The 18770-nt window shown below is 54.6% G+C and carries 15 protein-coding genes; 7 read left to right on the forward strand and 8 right to left on the reverse strand.

Annotated elements, in window-relative coordinates; translation table 11 throughout:
• Window positions 1–489: 489 nt before the first annotated feature.
• Window positions 490–819: a hypothetical protein gene (locus tag NC979_RS08880; RefSeq protein WP_190514770.1), complete on the forward strand. Its 330-nt coding sequence runs from the start codon at window positions 490–492 to the stop codon at window positions 817–819.
• A gap of 551 nt (window positions 820–1370) precedes the next feature.
• Here the strand turns inward: NC979_RS08880 and NC979_RS08885 are convergent.
• A complete protein-coding gene (locus NC979_RS08885; RefSeq protein WP_190514771.1) occupies window positions 1371–2366 on the reverse strand; it encodes a stage II sporulation protein M in 996 nt (331 codons plus the stop codon).
• Between the two features lie 95 nt (window positions 2367–2461).
• On the opposite strand from NC979_RS08885, the gene NC979_RS08890 reads away from it, so the two are divergent.
• From NC979_RS08890 to pdxH, 5 genes are all read left to right on the forward strand, one after another.
• Complete coding sequence (locus NC979_RS08890) at window positions 2462–3448, forward strand: hypothetical protein (RefSeq protein WP_190514772.1); 987 nt, start codon at window positions 2462–2464, stop codon at window positions 3446–3448.
• Window positions 3449–3578: 130 nt separating this feature from the next.
• Entirely contained in the window at window positions 3579–4358 is a 780-nt protein-coding gene (locus tag NC979_RS08895; protein WP_190514773.1) for an RDD family protein, read from the forward strand.
• Window positions 4359–4546: 188 nt separating this feature from the next.
• Window positions 4547–5230 (forward strand): zinc metallopeptidase, encoded by a 684-nt coding sequence (locus tag NC979_RS08900; RefSeq protein WP_190514774.1) that lies wholly within the window; start codon window positions 4547–4549, stop codon window positions 5228–5230.
• A gap of 504 nt (window positions 5231–5734) precedes the next feature.
• Window positions 5735–6655: a thylakoid membrane protein ThyD gene (gene thyD / locus NC979_RS08905; protein ID WP_190514775.1), complete on the forward strand. Its 921-nt coding sequence runs from the start codon at window positions 5735–5737 to the stop codon at window positions 6653–6655.
• 35 nt (window positions 6656–6690) lie between these two features.
• Window positions 6691–7326 (forward strand): pyridoxamine 5'-phosphate oxidase, encoded by a 636-nt coding sequence (gene pdxH / locus NC979_RS08910; protein ID WP_190514776.1) that lies wholly within the window; start codon window positions 6691–6693, stop codon window positions 7324–7326.
• Here pdxH and NC979_RS08915 read toward each other — a convergent pair.
• Together NC979_RS08915 and NC979_RS08920 are read right to left on the reverse strand one after the other, a co-directional pair.
• Entirely contained in the window at window positions 7323–7826 is a 504-nt protein-coding gene (locus NC979_RS08915) for a Uma2 family endonuclease (protein ID WP_190514777.1), read from the reverse strand. The two genes, pdxH and NC979_RS08915, sit on opposite strands and share 4 nt — an antisense overlap.
• On the reverse strand, window positions 7819–9234 hold the full coding sequence (locus NC979_RS08920) for a TldD/PmbA family protein (protein WP_431191044.1): 1416 nt from the start codon (window positions 9232–9234) through the stop codon (window positions 7819–7821). Before NC979_RS08920 ends, NC979_RS08915 begins: the two co-directional genes overlap by 8 nt.
• 64 nt (window positions 9235–9298) lie before the next feature.
• On the opposite strand from NC979_RS08920, the gene NC979_RS08925 reads away from it, so the two are divergent.
• On the forward strand, window positions 9299–9880 hold the full coding sequence (locus tag NC979_RS08925; RefSeq protein WP_190514778.1) for a DUF3611 family protein: 582 nt from the start codon (window positions 9299–9301) through the stop codon (window positions 9878–9880).
• Here NC979_RS08925 and fabG read toward each other — a convergent pair.
• The 5 genes from fabG to hpsA form a co-directional block, all read right to left on the reverse strand.
• Window positions 9877–10635, reverse strand: a complete 759-nt coding sequence (gene fabG / locus NC979_RS08930) for a 3-oxoacyl-[acyl-carrier-protein] reductase (RefSeq protein ID WP_190514779.1) — start codon at window positions 10633–10635, stop codon at window positions 9877–9879. The two genes, NC979_RS08925 and fabG, sit on opposite strands and share 4 nt — an antisense overlap.
• Before the next feature lie 120 nt (window positions 10636–10755).
• Entirely contained in the window at window positions 10756–11334 is a 579-nt protein-coding gene (locus NC979_RS08935) for a pilus assembly FimT family protein (RefSeq protein ID WP_190514780.1), read from the reverse strand.
• Between the two features lie 58 nt (window positions 11335–11392).
• Window positions 11393–12364, reverse strand: a complete 972-nt coding sequence (locus NC979_RS08940) for a prepilin-type N-terminal cleavage/methylation domain-containing protein (RefSeq protein WP_190514781.1) — start codon at window positions 12362–12364, stop codon at window positions 11393–11395.
• 38 nt (window positions 12365–12402) lie between these two features.
• Window positions 12403–13089: a prepilin-type N-terminal cleavage/methylation domain-containing protein gene (locus NC979_RS08945; protein ID WP_190514782.1), complete on the reverse strand. Its 687-nt coding sequence runs from the start codon at window positions 13087–13089 to the stop codon at window positions 12403–12405.
• Window positions 13090–13132: 43 nt separating this feature from the next.
• Window positions 13133–18001 carry a hormogonium polysaccharide biosynthesis protein HpsA gene (gene hpsA, locus NC979_RS08950; protein ID WP_190514783.1) on the reverse strand — a complete coding sequence of 1623 codons (4869 nt, stop codon included), beginning with the start codon at window positions 17999–18001 and terminating at the stop codon, window positions 13133–13135.
• Window positions 18002–18770: the final 769 nt, after the last annotated feature.

An 18770-nucleotide genomic window follows, 5' to 3' on the forward strand; every position in this document is an offset into this window, starting at 1 on the left:
TAAGTATCGCTCTGATAAGTAGACCACTTTTAGCAATCGCCCCTACCTCAGCACCTTCCCAGACGTGCCAGCCAACCATCACGAATTATCCAACTAAGGTTGTGAACCGCTGCACTATGCCATTAAGCGATTAGTAAGTATTTCATTCTTTCAATCTCTTCTATAGAGCGATCGCAGATAGGAAGAGATTCTGGGTTAAGTCTTGCAGCAATAAATAACATCCTAATTAAGTTTTCATCTAACAACCTAATTAATTGACTATCTAAATAGTCACGATTAACGCAACAACGACGCAGTTTCTATTAAATAGTTCCCTCTTTTTTATGCAAATATTTTGTGCAAATTAGGGAGAAAACGATCTCAGTCATATGACAGAGGAAGACCTTAAATAAGCCGGATAAGTTGAACTTCGTGTGCAGTGAATGAATCTGCACATGTTCATTTCAAAAAAAATTAACCAAACATCTCAATTGAGATTAGGAGATTCCGATGAAACTGCAATCTAAACTCGTTTATTCTTTCGCTATTAGCGCTCTTTCTCTAGTGCTTGCTAATGGAGTTCATGCCCAACAACAACAAGATGGACTTGTGAACGTTGGTTTGAGTGACGTTTTGAATGACCTTGCTATTGCCCTTGACGTTAATGTGGGTAATATTCCTATCACAGTACAAGCGCCCATCGGTGTTGCTGCCAACGTCTGCGACGTTAACGCCAATGTTCTAGCCGAGCAGGAACGGGACGGCGGGGCTGAATGCGCCGCAGAAACCACATCGCAAGCGCTAAACCAGATTGTCCAGGACCAACTAGTAGAGCAATAATAATCTAGGTTAAACATCAGTAAGGCTCCAGAGATTTTTTTCTGGAGCCTTACTATGCTTTTTTACCATCACGAGCAGCAGTGTCAGTCAGAAGCTGATGACTCCGAGTAATCCAGCATTTAATTTTCTTTATATTTGAATGTGAAAAAACTATACAACATTGTTTTGTCAGAACTTATGTTACTTTACGTATGACCAAAAATTGATTTCATGAAGAAATAGAGAAGACGTATTTTTTGATGTGAAAGTTTCCTTGTCTTATAGATTCTAAATATACGATTTGATCAGCGAGCTTAGGGTAAAGCCTATAAATATCATTACGGCGACTAAGGTATTTAGCGCGACTGCTCTAGCGTCTTCTGTCGAGCTTGTTCAGTTTAAGTAAGTTTGTCGCGGCTATGGTGGATCGCAAACTTGTAAGCTACAGCCCTCAACTGCTCATACAGCCCAAAACGCAATTTGAACCGCACTTGGCTTGATGTGCTTAGGAAGCTGCTGTGAGTTGGCTTGTCACTACAAAATCTCAGAATCGCTTGTTCTTAGGCGCACACCTATTCCGCTGCGGGTCGCTGGGTGCGACAGTACTGCACTAGGGCAATGAAGATGACTATTCCCGCAAAGTATTTGAACTCGTTGGGAATCCAGGTTTGGGGGGAGAAAAACCCTTCAATCAACCCCGCAATCACCAGCATGGGGATAATGCCATAGAGCAGCTGAGCGGCCTGTAGACCATACAGTTTCAGCGCGTCGATGCGGCGGTAGGGGCCGGGCAGCAGAATGCCTCGGGCCAGCAGCAGCCCGCCCCCTCCAGCAATAAAAATGGCCGGTAGCTCCAGCGCCCCATGGGGAAATACAAAGGCCCACAAATCGTAGGCCAGGTTGGCCTGGGCCACCAGCACCCCAACGCAGCCAATCATCAGCCCGTTGAACACCAACACAAACACCGTAAACGCTCCGGGCGGCGTAACCAAAGGCACCTTGGGCATGAACATGGTGACGCCCCCCACCAGCGCACGCAAGGAAACCCCAATGTTGTTGATCATGATGCCGCTCGAGGCAATGGGCTCAACTCCCATGATCGAAACCGTCCACAACTCCTGGCTGGTTTTGACCTCTTCAACAAACTCTTGACCCAGCACTAGCGTGAGAAAGGCGGGGTCTTGCCAGGCAAACCACCAGCCCACCAGCCCACCGATCGCAAACAGTCCCGTAGCCACGGCAATGTAGGCCCAACTTCGCTGCACTACCGCCGGAAAGCCATAGCGGCAGAAGTCCCAAAGCGCTTGCCACTCTTGGCGGCGGGAGCCCTGATAAATTTGGCTATAGCTGCGACTGGTGAGCCGCTGCAAATCCTTAATGACGGCCTGACCCACACCATGCCCCTTGGCCCGAGCCAAATCTGCCGAGACTGATCGATAGAGGCTGGCCATCTGCCGCACCTCGACGGCAGAGAGCGACCTAAGCCCGCTTTTCTCGGCCTGGGTGAGCAGGGTTTCGAGCTGTCGCCAGCTCGCTTCTCGCCGGGCCATCCAACGCTGAATATTCATGAAGCAAAGCCAGAAAAACGGGCATTCTACAAAGAAGTGTAGGCTAACCTCGAAATGAACGCACACCGTTGTAAAACTCCTAGGAGACGGAGCCGATGACCCCATTCGCACAGCAGGGTAGCCATCTCGGCCCCCTCAATCCCGGTGATGTAGTGAGCGCGGCGCTGCGGCTCTGCAAAGACCGATTCAAAACGTTTTGTCAGTTGGCAGCGCTGGCCACCCTGTGGCTTGTGGGTGGGATCTTTGGCATGGGTCTGACGATCGCCATTTTGGCCGGCATCGGCTATGGGGCTGGCGGTGAGGCGGGGGCTGTGATTGGCGGCCTAGTAGGATCACTGCTGGGGTTTGCACCATTGCTTTACGGCTCTGCTAAGTACTACGCGCTCTCCAGCGTTATCGGCAGGCTGTCGTTTCGAGAGCTGATCAGCCAGCCCGAAACCGCCTTAGATGCTAGGCGCGCAGTGGCTCCTCGTTTGGGGCAGTTCTTATTTCTGGGCTTCTTGCTGCTGCTGGCCTATATGGCCGCTTACCTGGCGGGGACACTGCTGGCGCTGATTGCCGGAGGTAGCATCGGATTGTTGACGGCAGGCATTTTATCGGCGCTGATCAATGAATCGGTCGGCGGTGTGATGGGCATTTCCTTGGGGGTGCTGATCGGCTTTGGTGTTTTGCTCATAGCGCTGATCTGGATAGCCTCGCGGCTATTTATTTCTGAGGTAGTGCTAGCCATTGAGCCTCAATGCGATGCTGGCGGCAGCCTGAGCCGCAGTTGGGAACTCACCAAAGATTCAATCGTGCGTATTCAAGTGGTGTTTCTGGCGACGTTTTTAATTCAGCTGCCCATTTTGGCTGTGACTAACTATATCCCCAGCATTTTGCTGGAGCTGATGCCCGTCAATGACGCAGTCTATGGCATTACCGCTATGCTCAGCCTGGTTCTGAGTATAGCGGGCAGCTTGGTGGTGCTACCCCTGTGGCAGGCGGTTAAAGGCGTGCTCTACTACGACCTGCGTAGCCGCCGAGAGGGGCTAGATCTCTCCCTGCGCCACGATGACGGCTTGGGTTCTAATGAGGGGATGTAGACGCGCAGCGGCTTCCCAACGGGTGAGGATGGGGAGTGGATGAATTCAAAATTGAGAATTCAAGACTTTTAACTTTGAATTTACTTTCCTCACCTCCCACCCCCTCACCCATCTACCCCTCCACCCCTCCATGCCCCTCTTCAACACCGTCACCATTCGCACCCCCGAGAGCGTTGAACTGGAGTTCGTGCTGGCGGGAGTGGGCAGTCGGGCCGTGGCACTCACCCTCGACTACCTCTGCTTGGGGGCAGGACTAACGGGGCTAGCCGTGGTCTACAGCTTTTTGCTGGTGCGGCTGCTGGCAATGGATACGCTGCTGACGATTCCGAGCGAGACCGTGCAGCTATGGATCACCGCGATCGCAGCGGTCCTCGCCTTTGCCCTTTACGTCGGCTACTTTGCCCTGTTCGAAACCTGGTGGTACGGCCAAACCCCCGGCAAGCGCTATGCCAAAATTCGGGTCATTCGTGACGATGGCCAGCCCGAGCGATTGCCCCAGGCTACCCTGCGATCGCTGCTGCGCCCCATCGACGATATTCTCTTTGTCGGCTTCTTTTGCGTGTTGCTGAGCAAAACTGAGAAGCGAGTAGGCGACTGGCTGGCCGGCACTCTGGTCGTGCAGACCGACCCCGTGAGCAGTGGCGAGATTCAAGTGTCCGAGCGATCGCAGGCGATCGGCAAAGACCTGCTGGCCCTGATAGATATCACCCGTCTCTCCCCCGACGACTTTGCCACCGTGCGCGAGTTCCTGCAGCGACGACAGGCCATGAGCTCCAAGGCCAAAATCCTAGTCAGCGACCAGCTAGCCCGCCGCTTTAGAGATCAACTCGGTCTTGAGACTCTGCCAACTGAGATGACTGCCGACACCTTTTTAGAAGCCCTCTACTCTGCCTACCAACAAGGAAAGTGAAGGAGTTAGGCGTAGCGTGTAAGGCTGAGGAATATACCCCTACTCCCTACCCATCTACCCTCTACCCTCCCACTCCCCACACCTCTTCCCAATCCTTAGAAGCACCTTAAAGCTTAAGAAGCCCTGACAAAGTGGCTGTTATCATTCCCGGAAGACAACTTGTCAGTCATCTACCTCCGGGCTAGGTCATGTTCTTCGACCCCATTTACATCCTGCTGGTTGCTATCCCTACAGCCATCCTCACCTTTTGGGCGCAGAGCAAGGTCAAAGGTACCTATCGCAAATATTCCCAAGTGCATTCCACCATGGGGATGACGGGAGCCCAAGTGGCTCAAACCATTCTGGTCAAAAAGGGCGTGCGCGATATCAAGGTTGAGCCTGTGGCTGGTGAACTCACCGATCACTACGATCCCCGCACCAAGGCCGTATGCCTTTCCGAAGGCATCTACGGGTCGGGTTCCTTAGCAGCGGCGGCGGTGGCGGCCCACGAGTGCGGCCATGTGCTGCAAGACGTGGAGGGCTATAAGTTTATGAACCTGCGGGCTGCCCTCGTGCCGGTGGTTAACCTAGGCTCTCGCATGGGGCCAATATTGATTATGGCGGGGCTGATTTTTAACATTCTCAATTTGGCCTGGCTAGGGGTAATTTTCTTTGCGACGGTGCTGTTGTTTCACATCGTTACCCTGCCGGTAGAGTTTGACGCTTCGCGTCGTGCCCTGCGGTTGGTCGATGAGTTGGGCATTCTTCAGGGTGAAGAGAATAAAGGGGCGAGAGCCGTGCTCGGTGCCGCCGCTCTGACTTACGTAGCCACGGCGTTTACCGCGTTTCTCAATTTGCTTTACTACATCATTTTGATCAACCGCCGCCGCTAGATCCGTGCTGCCATAGCCACTTGAGCTTCCACCACCAAATTTCACGCGGGCATGGTCGAGATCACGGGCAGGGGTAGCTTGAGGTGAGGGTGGGGCGATAGGAAATCGCACGGTGTTGCTGATTCTGGCTCATGAAGGTACTCTCCTCAGCGGGCCAAAAAGTATTCCATTAATTTTTGATGGCTCCAAAAGCGATCGCTCGCAACCGATAGAATGTGGCCTAGTCAGCGATCGCGACGATCAAGGGCTATCCTCAATGCGCTCTAAGAGGCGATTCACCGGGGCAAACAGCATGGCCTGTGGTGAATCGGCCCAAGCAGATGGTTTATCCTAGACCAAGGCCGCTTCAATGGCAGGGCCATGCAGCAACCAACCTCAGGATGGTGCTGTAAGTCTGAACCGCAGGCGGTTGAGAGCCTGCTGCTGTCCCGATTTTGGGCAGCGATCGCCCACTGGTGGCCCATCTAGCGGGCTAACCTTACCCTTACCCAGAATCAGGTGCCCATGAAAATTGCAATTACTGGAGCCACGGGTTTCGTCGGCAGCCGTCTGGTAGAACGGCTCCAGGCCGATGGCCACACGGTGGTGGTGCTCACCCGCAGCATCGACCATGGCCGCCGGGTATTTCCTCAAGCCGCCTTCCCCAAGGTGGAAGTGGTAGCCTATAGCCCTCTGGAGTCAGGAAATTGGCAAACGAACATACTCTCGGGCTGCGATGGCGTGGTCAACCTGGCTGGGGCCCCAATCTCAGAGCGCTGGAGCGATGAGCACAAGCAGGCGATTTTAGCTAGTCGCAAGGTGGGCACCGAAAAGCTAGTCGAGGCCCTAGCTAAGGCCGATCCCAAACCCAGCGTGTGGGTAAATGCTTCGGCCATTGGCTACTACGGCACCAGCGAAAGCACCACCTTTGACGAAACCAGCACCCCCATCGAAAATGACTTTCTCTCCCAAGTGTGCCAGGCCTGGGAAGGGGCGGCTCAGTCGGTTAAAGACTACGGCACTCGTCTAGTCATTTTACGCTTTGGCATTGTGCTGGGTATGGGCGGAGCGGTGGCCAAAATGCTCACCCCCTTTCGCATGTTTGCCGGTGGGCCGATCGGCAGCGGTCGCCAGTGGTTTTCGTGGATTCACCGCGACGATCTGGTGAGTCTGATTGTGAAAGCGCTCAACGATCCCCAAATGGAAGGAATTTATAACGCTACCGCCCCCAACCCAGTGCGCATGGCCGAGTTCTGCAAAACCCTGGGTAAAGTTCTCAATCGCCCTTCTTGGCTACCAGTGCCTGACTTCGTTCTAGAAGCCATTCTGGGCGACGGGGCCCAGGTAGTGCTAGAAGGGCAGCAGGTCTTACCTAAGCGCACCGAGGCCAGCGGATTTACCTACCACTACGCCCAGGTTAAAGACGCCCTGGACGAGATTGTTTAAGTCAGAAATTTAAAGTTCAAAACCCCAACCATTCCATGGATATCGGTGAACTGCGCCGTGACTATAGTCAGCGGGGATTAGACCTCCCTGATCTCAACCCCGACCCCTTTGCCCAATTTGAGCTGTGGTTTCAGCAGGCCCGTGAGGCTGAGTTATTAGAGCCCAATGCGCTGGTGCTGTCTACGGTGTCTCCAGCAGGGGCTCCCTACCAGCGCACCGTACTGCTCAAATATTTCGATCGCGACGGCTTTGTCTTCTTTACCAACTACGGCAGCCGCAAGGCGCAGCACATAGCTGAGAATGCCCAGGTTTCAATGCTGTTCCCGTGGTATTCCTTGGAGCGGCAGCTGACGATCGCCGGCCCCGCCAGCAAAATTTCGGCGGCAGAGTCGCTGCGCTACTTTTCGTCGCGCCCCCGGGGTAGTCAGCTGGGGGCTTGGGTATCGCAGCAGAGCAGCGTGATCGCCTCACGGCAGATGCTAGAGATGCAGTTTGAGAAGATGAAGGAAAAGTTTCTCAATCAGGAAGTACCCCTACCCGACTTTTGGGGGGGATACCGGGTCAAGCCCACCAGCTTTGAGTTTTGGCAGGGGCGACCCAGCCGCCTCCACGACCGATTCTTGTATAGCTGGCAGGAGGATGAGTGGGCGATCGCCCGGCTCTCTCCCTAGACCAACAGGCTAAAATCCACTCGCTCATAGATATCCATCATGGGCAGGCGGGCATCGGTAATCGCCAGCTCTACCACTGAGTCGAGCCCGCTCTGAGCCGTCATGCCCCAAAGGTGTTCCTCGGCGCGATAAAACTGCTCCACCCGGGCCTCAGTCTGGTGCACAAACAGGTAGGCTTGCAGGTAAGGAATCGCCCGGCAGTGGCGAAACATGCGGCTGCGCTCGGGCAACGTGGCAGCTTCTGGATCGTAACTCGGGGTCGGCCCTGCTAGGATTTCGAAGATGACGCAGGGGTTGAGCAATCTATCAGCCTGACCATTGTGGAGCAGAGGTTCGCCAGCCACCACCAGCAGATCGGGGTAAATCCCTTTACCTTGCTCTGGCAGCCAAACTTGTACTCCGCGGGGCAGCACCTCGTAGAGGCTGTGGCCACAGGTAACATCCATCAGGCGCATAAGATTGCGTAAAATGCGCCCCTGGTTCACTGAACTGTCACTCATCCTCGTCTTCAGCCTCGCCCCCTACCACCACATTGCGAATGCGTAAGCTGGGGCCTCCACAGCCTACGGGCAGCCCATTCTGCCCACCCTTGCCGCAGCCCCCCGACTCATCCCAATAGAAGTCGTCGCCGATCGCTTCAATATCGGCCAGGGTGCGAAACACATTGCCCGATAGGGTAACATCGCGCACGGGCTCCGCCAGCTTACCGTTGCGAATCATCCAGGCTTCCCCGGCGGTAAAGGTAAACATTTCGCCATTGGTCATGCCCTCCAGCCAGTTGCGGGCATAGACGCCTTCTTTAATGTCAGCAAACAGGTCATCAACTGGAGTGGTGCCCCGCTCAATCCAGGTGTTGGTCATGCGTACCAGGGGCGAGTAGTGATAGTTGAGGCAGCGGGCATTGCCCGTGGGCTGCTCACCCAGCTTACCCGCCGTTTCGCGGGAGTGCAGTCGCCCTACCAAAACGCCATTTTCAATTAGCTGAGTAGTGGTGGCGGGGGTACCCTCGTCGTCGTAAAAATAGCTGCCCCGGTGGCCCTGGGGAGCAGCGCCATCAAAAATTTGCAGGCTGTCGGGGCCAAACCGCCGGCCCAAACTCATTGACTCCAGCAGATCAGGGTTTTCGTAGGCCATATCGGCTTCTGACAGGTGACCAAAGGCCTCGTGAACAAACAGTCCGGTCAAAATTGGGTCGATCACCACATCGTAGGCGGCGCCCCGCACAGATGGTAGATCCAGCGCCGCAACTGCCCGTTGGGCGGCTCCCCTGACTTGACCATCCAGATCCTCTAAATCTTCGTAAGCCTTACGCGAGCCAGTGGTTTCACGCCCGGTCTGTACAGTGTTGCCGTCGCGGGCGGTGGCGGCAAAGCGCATTTCCATATCTGACCAGGCCTGATCGATCAGAGTGCCTTCGGAGGTAGCTAGGAGCACCCGTTGAGCTACATCGTTGTAGCGTACAGACGTGGTAGCGATCCGGCTGTCGATGCTCTGGAGCAGGTCAGCATAGTGATTGCACAGGGCCTTTTTGCGGGCTAGGGAAATTTGGCGTGGGTCGGTGCCGGTAAGAGGCAATTGGCGGGTGATTTGTACGGGGTCTACGGGGGCCAGCAGGGTTTCGTCATGGCCGACTAGGCGAGCGGCAGCGATCGCGGCTTCGACGCAGGGGGCCAAGCTCTCTAGATCATTGAAGCTAGCAAAGCCCCAGCCCCCCCGGTAGCAGGCTCGCACATGTCCTCCGATCGCGATCGCCTCGCTGAGGGTTTCTGCCTGCCCACCCCGCAAAAAAATGTCGGTGCCCTCCGACTGCTCTAAGCGAATGGCCAAATAGTCTACGCGGGGACCCCAACGATCGCATAACTCCTGCACCCGAGTCTTTGCCTGGTCAATCGCTTCTACCATATCCATGCCCCCAAGCCTTTCCCCAAATGTATCATTCAGAAGACCCTGTCCCCAGGCTAGAATCACAGGTATGACAACAGACTTTGACTACACCCTACCCCCAGCCGTACGGCGTATTTCAGGCTCCTTTCGCGTAGTGGGCTGGATCAGCTTTTGGGTACAGATAGTGCTAGCGGCAATCTCCAGCCTGGTGCTAATGTTTGCCCTAGTCAATCTGGGGGCGCGATCGGGGGGAACGGCAAATCCTGGCACCGGTGTGGGGCTGCTGTTTGCTGCGCTAGGGTTGGTAGCCGTCTACCTCAGCGCCTTTTGGGCCTTTCGCTACACTCAGCTGGGGCGGCGGCTACGTAGCCGCGATATCGCCAAGCGCCCTAGTCCGAAAGATGCTCTCCAGGCCTTGCGGCTAGGCACCATCGTCAGCATGGTTGGTATGTTAATTACCCTGTTTGGCAGCCAGGCGCTGATTGGCTCATTATTGGGTAAGGCACTGGCCCAGCCCCAGGGGGGCACCGTGTTTGTACCGGGCAATATCAATCAGTACGTTGAAGCCTTTGATATTTTTGTGGTGCAGGCCAACACCAACACGCTGTTGGCCCACTTTGTGTCGCTATCCGCCACCCTATGGCTGCTGCGTATGGTCAATCGTGCTTAGGCCATGACCATGCCGCCGTCCACGTTGAACACCTGACCCGTGATGTAAGAGGCCGCCGGATCTGCTGCTAAGAATCGCACCATGCCCGCAATATCCTCGGGTTGACCAAACCGCCCTAGGGGAATGAATTTGCGAATCTCGTCTGTGTTGGACAGATCGTCGGTCATGTCGGTTTCGATAAAGCCTGGAGCCACAGCATTAACGGTGATGCCTCGGCTAGCCAATTCTTTCGCCACGGTTTTCGTAAACCCAATCACGCCAGCCTTGGCCGCGCTGTAGTTAGCTTGCCCTGGATTGCCCATCTGACCAGCCACCGACGCAATGTTAACGATTCGCCCCGATCGCTGCTTTAGCATGATCTTGGCCACAGCCCGAGTGCATAAAAATACTCCGGTTAGATTGAGGTCGATGACGCTCTGCCAGTCTTCCAGCTTCATGCGCAGCAGCAGGGTGTCGCGGGTAATGCCAGCGTTGTTGACCAAAATATCAACGCGGCCAAACTTCTCTAAGGTGCCGCTAATCAGCGCGTCTACCTGATCGGTCTGGGAGACATCGGCCTGGATGGCTACGGCGTTGCCGCCCGCTTCTGTGATTTGAGCAACCACCTCATCAGCGGCGGTGCTAGAGCGAGCATAGTTGACAACAACTTGAGCCCCTAATGCTGCTAGGGCGATCGCCACGGCTCGACCAATGCCCCGTGAAGCCCCTGTAACGATAGCGACCTGGCCCTCAAGGGACGGGGAAGATGCAACCATGGGGTACCTCGATTAGCAAAACGTGCCCATTGTTTTTATCACGAAATGGGGCTATGCGGGAGTAGATACTTGGGCATCAGATAGACTAAAAGCTGCAGCTCTCAACGGTGTAGTATTCGGTTAGTTAAGACCGACTCTAGGATTATCACATTCGGTGTTGTTGGCAGTTTTGAGACTACCCAGCAAGTTAGCCACGATTACACACTGCTGGATTGTGCCTGGCCCGCCGCTGATGGTAATGACAAAGGGTAGGCTATTTCTATCAGTAGGTAATCCCTGGTGGTTAAAGGCAATAGTGTTTACTGTAGTGTCTCTAGTGCCGTTGGGCAGTACCCTGTAAGCTGTCAGCGCAATCTGCCCTGTTTTGTTAGCTTCTCCCCCAAGCACCTGTTCTTTGCCGTTAAATACCGCGTTGCCAGTACTAAAGTCTAACGAGCCAATTCTAAGGGTGGGATTAGGCGCAGTAGTCACAACCTGTATCTGTCTAGCCTGCCGCAGCTGTATAGCGTCTTGCTGAGCAGTTTTAACCGCCTGAATAACATCGCTACGTACAGCGATCGCCCTCTGGCGGTTTGAAAAGGCAAACCAGCTCGGTGCCGCAATACCAGCTAGCACCCCAGCAATAACAATAACCACCAGCAGCTCAATCAGGGTAAACCCCACTTCAGACTGTTTGGCTAGTGTGCGCAGGCGTTTCATAGCAGCTCCCAAAGTAAAACAACTCAACTCAAACTAACCTTGAACTGCACCTTACCAACTACAACCCAGGCTGCTTATCGATAACACCCCGAATTAGCACTTCAGACTTTAGAGTAGGCAATCGCCCGGCTTGGGAAAATGATCCAAGAGCCGAACTTTCGGTGGCGGTATTGCCTCGCAAAAATACGATTAGCGTTTGGTTACTGCCAACGGCTAAGCCAGTGTTGTTGTCAATCTCTGTGGTACCTTGCAGTACACACGCATAGAAATTATTAGCATTGGCCGGAGTTTGCAAATAGCCTGTTGGGCAAAGGCCAGTAGTCGCTTCGTTTGGATCAGTGTTGTCTACAAAGTCGGTAAGCACCGCCAGGTTGCGAGGGGTAGTTCCTGTTCCTTTGGTCCAGTTTGCAAAAGTATTGGTGCTGCCCGTCGGTTCTGCATAGCCCGGTGTGATAGTTAGGTTGGACAACCCAGTTGCCGTGTATTTAGGCAGCTCGTAGCGCACAATTCTAGACTTGCCACCCCAAATGTCGTTGCCAGTGTTTTGCTGTTGGGCATAAATCACAAGGGTGTAATAGCCCTGGCGAAGTCGTAGAGTATTGCACTCGTTGAGTTTGACCCCTGAAAAGGCTGCAGAACATGCTGTGTTGAAAAAGGTTCGAACGCCAGCATTAGTTGGATCTAGTGGGTCTAGCCGCCAAAAGGCGAGCACTGGCACTTCGCCACCGTTGGGAAACCCATTGAGTTGGCCAAGTACCGCAGCAGGAGTTGAGTAAATATAGACAGCCTCACCAGCGTCGCGAGTAATGTAGTCGATCGCGCGACGCATGTCCTGCTGAGTTTGAGTCAGTATTTCTTCACGGCGGTTGATTCTCAGCATCTCAACCACTAAATACAGCATGGTGCCAACGATGAGCGACCCAACCACGATCGCAACCAGCAGCTCAATTAGAGTAAAGCCCCGCCGACTAGTTTGTTTAGCTCGTAGCAGCCAAGCCAGCATAAAATTCATATCGGCTTTGTTAGCCATAGGGTGTCACCCTCAAGAGATGATTGTAGATCGCACAGTTAGTTGCAGCCGGTAGGTACCGAAGCCGCAGTATCGAGATGCTTAATGTATTGACAGAGAGAACTAGCCCCGTCACCCACAGTGACATTCGTGTAAAGAGCAACTAGAGGGCGTCGGCCCCGCTGCCCTGCACCATCAACCATGCGTAGAGCAGCGGGGTCTTTAGATAAGTTGCCGCTGCCCGTCAACACAGCTTCGTAGTCGTACACCCGCACGCCCATGCCAAAGGTAACGGGTACACTGCCGACAAATCGACCTGGGGTACGGTAGGTCTGCACGGCAAACTGGTTGCCGTTGAGGCTAGCTGCACGGGTCTGAAAGGCCGTAGTGGGGGCAGCCACAGGGGCACCGTAGGTTGGCCCTGCTACCTCGGCCACCCTACTGTCTGGGTTAGCACCGGCGATGGGAGTAGAGGGCGGCAGGTTGCTGTCATTGGCCTCGGCGCGCTCGACGAGTAGGCGCACCCGATCAATTTCAGACTGGGCTAGCTCTAGGGCCTGCTCTGCCTTTTGGCTCTGTACCCGAGTGGCTACCGAAATAACCAGGGCAGGAGCAATGGCGCTGCTGACCAAACCCACGACAATAATGGCGACTAGACATTCAATCAGGGTGAGACCCTGCTGCCCTTGGGCTGGGGAGCGCCCCCCAGCCCAGTAAAGATGGCGTTTGAGTCGATTGGTAATCACGGTGTGCGGCCTCCTGGTGTCACAGTGCGGGTGCAGTTGTTAGTTAGGCTTTTGTACAGAAATTAGGCATCAGCCTTGTACCAGCAGCATTTTCTGCGCAGCGCAGGTTAACGATGTACGGGTCGTCGGATGGCAGCTCGCGGTAGTACTCGCTGCGGGGGGTGCCAATGCTCACGAAGCGTCGAGCCGCAGGGGCCGGAGGTACGTAGAGCAGAGCCACATCGTAGCCCCAGCGCCGACTGGGCGGCTTGTAATAACCCAGACGTTCTTCAGTAGGCGGCAGATCGGCGTTAGTTGTCTGCCAGAGATCGTGCTCAAAGGGACCGGTGGCGTTGGTTGAGAAGTTGAGCTGAATCAACGACCCAGCAATGTGTAGATCCACATTGTCGTTCCAGTCTTCTAGCAGTCGTACAAAGTTGTGGAGACCGCCGTAGCCCTGCTGGGGGCGCTCAGGTACTAACCCACTGACAAAGGTGGCATTGACGAAGGTGGTAGTAGCCCTTTGCGTATTGCGTCGTCTATCGCCATCGGTACGGGTGAAGTCTGTCCAAGCACTGTCGCTGTCGTAGAGACTGTAGAAGGGCTGAATTGGAGTACCACCAGTAGCATTACTGCGGTAGTAGGTGCCATTGCGGTCAATCCATACTGACGCAACCGGAACACCCGAACCATCCACAGCAGCACTCTCACGCACCCAGCCTGTTTGATCGGCGCTCAGCGTAGGACGGTTTTGGTTCATGTAAGACGAGTTAGCACCGCCTTCGCTACCTGGCCTAGCTCTAACAAAGCCATCTTCTATGGCACCGTCTCTGAAGGAGCCAGAGAGAATGGTGATGGCATCGGCCAAAATTTCTACCGGTCTCCAGTGATCTGCGGAGAAGGTTGCAAAAGTATTGGTGTTTAGCTCAGCACTCGTTCGGGCGTTGTAGAACGGCAGGCCAAAGGCGTTGGCGGGGGTTTTGTTGTAAAGGGTATCGGTAAATTCCTCAATGATGTTGCCAACGCCACCCGTGGTGCTGTGGGGGTTGAAGTCTCCTTGAATGTAGACGCTGTTGTCGGTAACAAACGTCATACCTACCCGGCGGGCAAGGCTAGTGCCGCTAAAGTCTGCCGGGGAGCCGCTAAAGGTGCGGAGCCTAAAACCGTGGGCCCGTCGCTGGGGATCAGCATAGAAGTCTACGGGTTTGAGGCTGATTAACTCATCTGTTAGGGGTGGGTCTTGAAAGACAGGGGTTGTGCCGGGCTCAACCCGCATGCGGCAGTTCGCCTCAGTTTCGATATTAAAGCGCCTGGGGTTTGAGCCATTGAGGGTTTGGCAGTAGGCTGCCGTGACGGTGGCCGTGGCGTTTTTGGGTCGGGTGACTTCGTCTTCTCGCACGGCGTCTTCTCTAAAGGCGTAGACGACGCCCTCGCCCCGGTTGTCGGGGTTGGCCGAGAGCCAGAAGTCACCACCAGGAGTTGTGCGAGTAGTTAGCGCCTCAATGTCAATATCTAATGCTCGAGTATTGAGCTGTTCGCGACCGTTGTAGACGCCTTTGTCTAGGAAGGGAACTCGAATGACGGCACCGCCAGGGCCAAGGATTTTGAAGGCTTGGGCCTGATCGCTGATGTTAGCGACTGTGGGTGCCCCGGTAGCGCTGGCAGCAGGCACGGTCCAGCTGCTAGCGGTAGCCGACTTGGGTATGGCGGCAAGGTTGTCGGTATCAACAACGGGGTCTGTACCGTTGCCTACCCGGCGGAAGAGAATTGTAGTAGAGCCAGGGGGGTTGACTGCTCGAACGTAGGGGTTGGTAATGTACTCTTCAGCGGGCTGGGGGAGGATGGAAAAAACGGTGCCATCGGGCTGCTGGGTGCGGCCATCGCCGTCGAGGTCGTGCTCGGCTAATGGAAACAGGTAGTACAGCGACGGGTGGCGGACATCCATAACCGCAGATTGACTACAGGCAATGTAACCGAAGATGCCAACATCGTCTTCGCCACCACCCCCATTGGCCACGGTTTCACCGAAGAAGTTGGGGTTGCACTGCAATTTAAATGGAGTGTTGAAGTTGTTCGGCAAAGAAATAGCCTGCGTGTAGCCGGTTATTGGATCCCAAACTACGTTATTTCCCCCAACAGTCATAGGGCCAAGAGAAGTTTGTGGTAGCCCTTTCCTAAAACCTAGTTCACGATCGCGGATGGTGCTGGTTAAGAAATCAATTCGTTCGGCGAAATTTGCAATGGCAGTGACTTCGGCAGGGGTAGCGTTGGTGGCTTCGCTATCAAGAATCGTAATCCAGTCATTGCGGGTGTACTCGGCAAAGTATTCGCCAAAGTCGCACTCTCTTTGATAGCCAGCAGCATCGGTAAAGCCAACCTGGCAGGTAGCGTTATTGATGTTTGTGTCCGTCCAGTCTCTGCTTTTTCCCATCAAGGCAAACAGTGCAGACGCACTAATGCCTCTAATTGTTGGGTCGGCAGCACCGGTGTAGCCCACATAGTTGCTGATTCGCAGCAGCGCGTTGCGCATTTGAGAACCAATGTTCTGGAAGTTGACGTTGATATTGCTACCGGCTAGGGCGCGAGCTTCTAAGTAGTCGCTCTGGATGTTGTAGGCCAGTAGGCTAATGGTGCAAGCGGCGCTATGCAAAGTAGCTTTGTCAGCAGGGCTGAGGTTGGCGTAGGTTGTACCCGCATCGAGATATTCGACAAAGACGCGCCGCAGCGGGGAGAAATCGCCCCACATGTTGAAGTAGGGGGCCGGATGCACTTCAGCACCAACGGCACCAGCTACATCTTGCACGGGCTTAAACGAAGGAGCACCCCCTTTGGGATCGCCCGCAAAGTAGGCCAGGTTTCTGAGGGCTTTACCCAAGGGCTGTCCAGAGCCAATCTGCGTGGCAAATTCGCCTTCGGTATCAAAGGCCGGGTTGAGCGCAAACTCCCAGCCGTTGGTGCCGGTACCGTTTAAGAAATCGGCCCGCAGGCGAGTAGTAGAAACTGGGTAGTTATTGAAGGTGCGGCTGTTGAGAATGGTTTGAGCCGTACCGGGGTGGGCCGTTGTAGCCATGCAGGCGGCGGGGAAGGTGCCGCTATTGATTTGATAGTGATAGACGACCATACCCTGGACTGCGGCCAGGTTATCGCGCAGGGCTTTGCGCTGTAAGTATTCATGGCTGCGACCAAATCGGTTGTCGGCAGCGGGTCTAATTTTCGCTGGGTAGAGCGGGTCTGCGCCGTTGTCAGCAGTTAGGGTCGCACCAACGGGGCTAGAGTTCCAAATGTTGGCGTTGCCCAACTCTAGGCGCTGGCCCACAATCAGACGCATGCCGGTTGAGGTTGCCTGGCGCTCCCAATATCCATCTAGACCATTGTCTGGGTCGGTGAGGCGACCTAGGCCATTGATGCGATCGCCGATGGTGGCTGAGTTATTGGTGACATCTAGAGTAGTATCACGGCTGTCGTAGCGAGGTTTTGGCCCCCAGCGATTGTCGGCCCGGTAGAAGTCGTCTACGAAGGGACGAGCGACCTGATCATTGATGATACGTTTCTGAACTTGGAAATCACCTCCAGCCCAACCGGGATCACGCTCCCAAACTCCGGGGTTGATATGCTCGGTTACGTCGCGAGTAAACAGAGCCAGGGGGTTCATGGCAACGTCAGACGGGCGGACGTTGTTATTTGCACCGCTGGTTCTGACAGAGTCGGTCGTATTGGTGAGGCTGAGGTTAACTCTGGCAGCTACACCAGCGCCATTCCACACGTGGATAATAGAGTTACCGCCGGTAGTTGTGTCGTCGTTGCGCATGGTGCCTCGAACAGCCTGCCCTTGAAACTCTTGCTCGCCGTTAACGACAGTACGTGGGGTTCCTGCACCATCGCCGTTGAGGTCAAGTTCAGAAAGGGAAATTTCGGAGGCCTCTTGGCTATATAAGCAGGAGTTGTGGGAGCTGACCATGTGGGCTCTGAAACCATCGCCGCTGGTAAAGGTAAAGAAGTTACCATCGGTGTGCATGGCCCCGTTCCAGTTAAATTCTGGACCAGGAGATACATCTAGGTCATAGCGAAACCAGGCCCCCCACTTGTTGGCCCGAGCGGCAGTACGCGACTGCTGAAACTCTAGAGTTTCAAAGGTGCGGTTGGCATCGTTGAGGTTAGCGACAAAAGCATTGACCTGAAAGTTCTTTTGCAGGGTTGAGTTGTTGCCCTGCTGCACCACCTGCCAACCGCCCTCTGCCAGCGCACCTGCACAGGCCGCGCTAGCTTCGGTAGTGGCTAGAGGTCCAGTGCGGGTTACTAGAGCATTGGCTTTGGCCTGGTTTACGGGGCCATCAATGCGGGTGGTAGTAGTGGCTTTTGGCCCTTGGTCGTCGACCAGAATTGAGTAGACAACTAGTTCGTTGGCGGCAACCGTGCCATCGCCATTGAGGTCGATGTTAAATGACCAGGCGTTGTCTAACTCACCATCGTCATTGATGTCAACCCGGGTTTCGTCAGGAAGGGTGTAGGGATCGTTGGCACCCGGCAGGCGGGACACGCGGCCTGTGTAGCCTGCATAGTTGTTGGTGATGAGCATGAGGTCGGCCAGAATGTCGCTGGCAGGCACCCCACTGGGAAACCGGTTATCGGTCTGAAACAAAAACTCAATTTTGGCCTTGGCCCGGTCGACCGCAGGTGTTGCCGCATTGGAAATGACCTGCTGCTCACGCTGGGAAATGGCCATATCGCTGCGGGTAAAGGAGCGATAGGTAAGAGCGGTGGCAGTAAGCACCACCATAAGCACTAACAACACTGTGGTAGGCAGCACAAAACCGGACCGGGCCAAACGGGCCGGTCGGTTAGCCAAAAGCACAAGTTGTAGCAGCCCGGTAACTAATCGCTTAATTGCTGCCTGAGGAAGCCGCAAAGCCTTTCGCAGTAGATGACGACTCATGTTTCTAAGACCGATATGCCGAACAACAAAACTGATAACGCGCGTGGGGTAAGGCTTAGGTTGGAGGCTAAACCTTACAGCAACAAATAAATGAGCCTAAAGCGCGATCAAGTGCCTAGTTAGGGCCGCTACGCCTAGGATGAAAACGGGGGTGCTCCATTGGCCTTTGGTAATAGCCAGTCAACGTCGAGGGCACTTCTACGGAAGTGACCAACGTTTACCTACTAAAATACCCAGCTATTGTAGCCAAGCGATCACGGTTGTAAGGTCGCTTGGACGACTACGGCGATCGCCTGTTGTGTCTCTAACTGTTCTCCAAGTATGCCAGGGACCAATAGGTAAGCCTAGGGATGTGCACCTCAGGCCTCCATCTTAGTGAGAACTTCATATTGTGTACTGAGTATTTTTTCGATACTTAATGGGATTTGAGTAACTTTTTGATGCCGGTACTAGCCAAATACGTAGATGGCTAGGGATCTGTACCAGTCATCTCGACTAGGGATGTATGCATAGGCTTCGAGACCGGTTCTGAGGTTGCTGGGTTCTTGGCTTGGGTGGTTTCTAGTTCCCAAACTTTTGTAGGTAACGGGCCCCCCTTCGCGTGAACCGTATCAACCCTGGTCAAGGGGGAGGTAGCGCTGATTCTGAGCTGAGCGTTGCGCTGCTTGTCCATGGGGAGTGCGGCAATCATCCAAGAGATGTCGTAAGCACCGTACAGCCCTCGCTTGGCCCTTCGGTAACTACTGCTAGCTTGGGGCGTTTCCCCCTC

Source organism: Leptolyngbya subtilissima AS-A7 (assembly GCF_039962255.1).
GTDB lineage: Bacteria > Cyanobacteriota > Cyanobacteriia > Phormidesmidales > Phormidesmidaceae > Nodosilinea.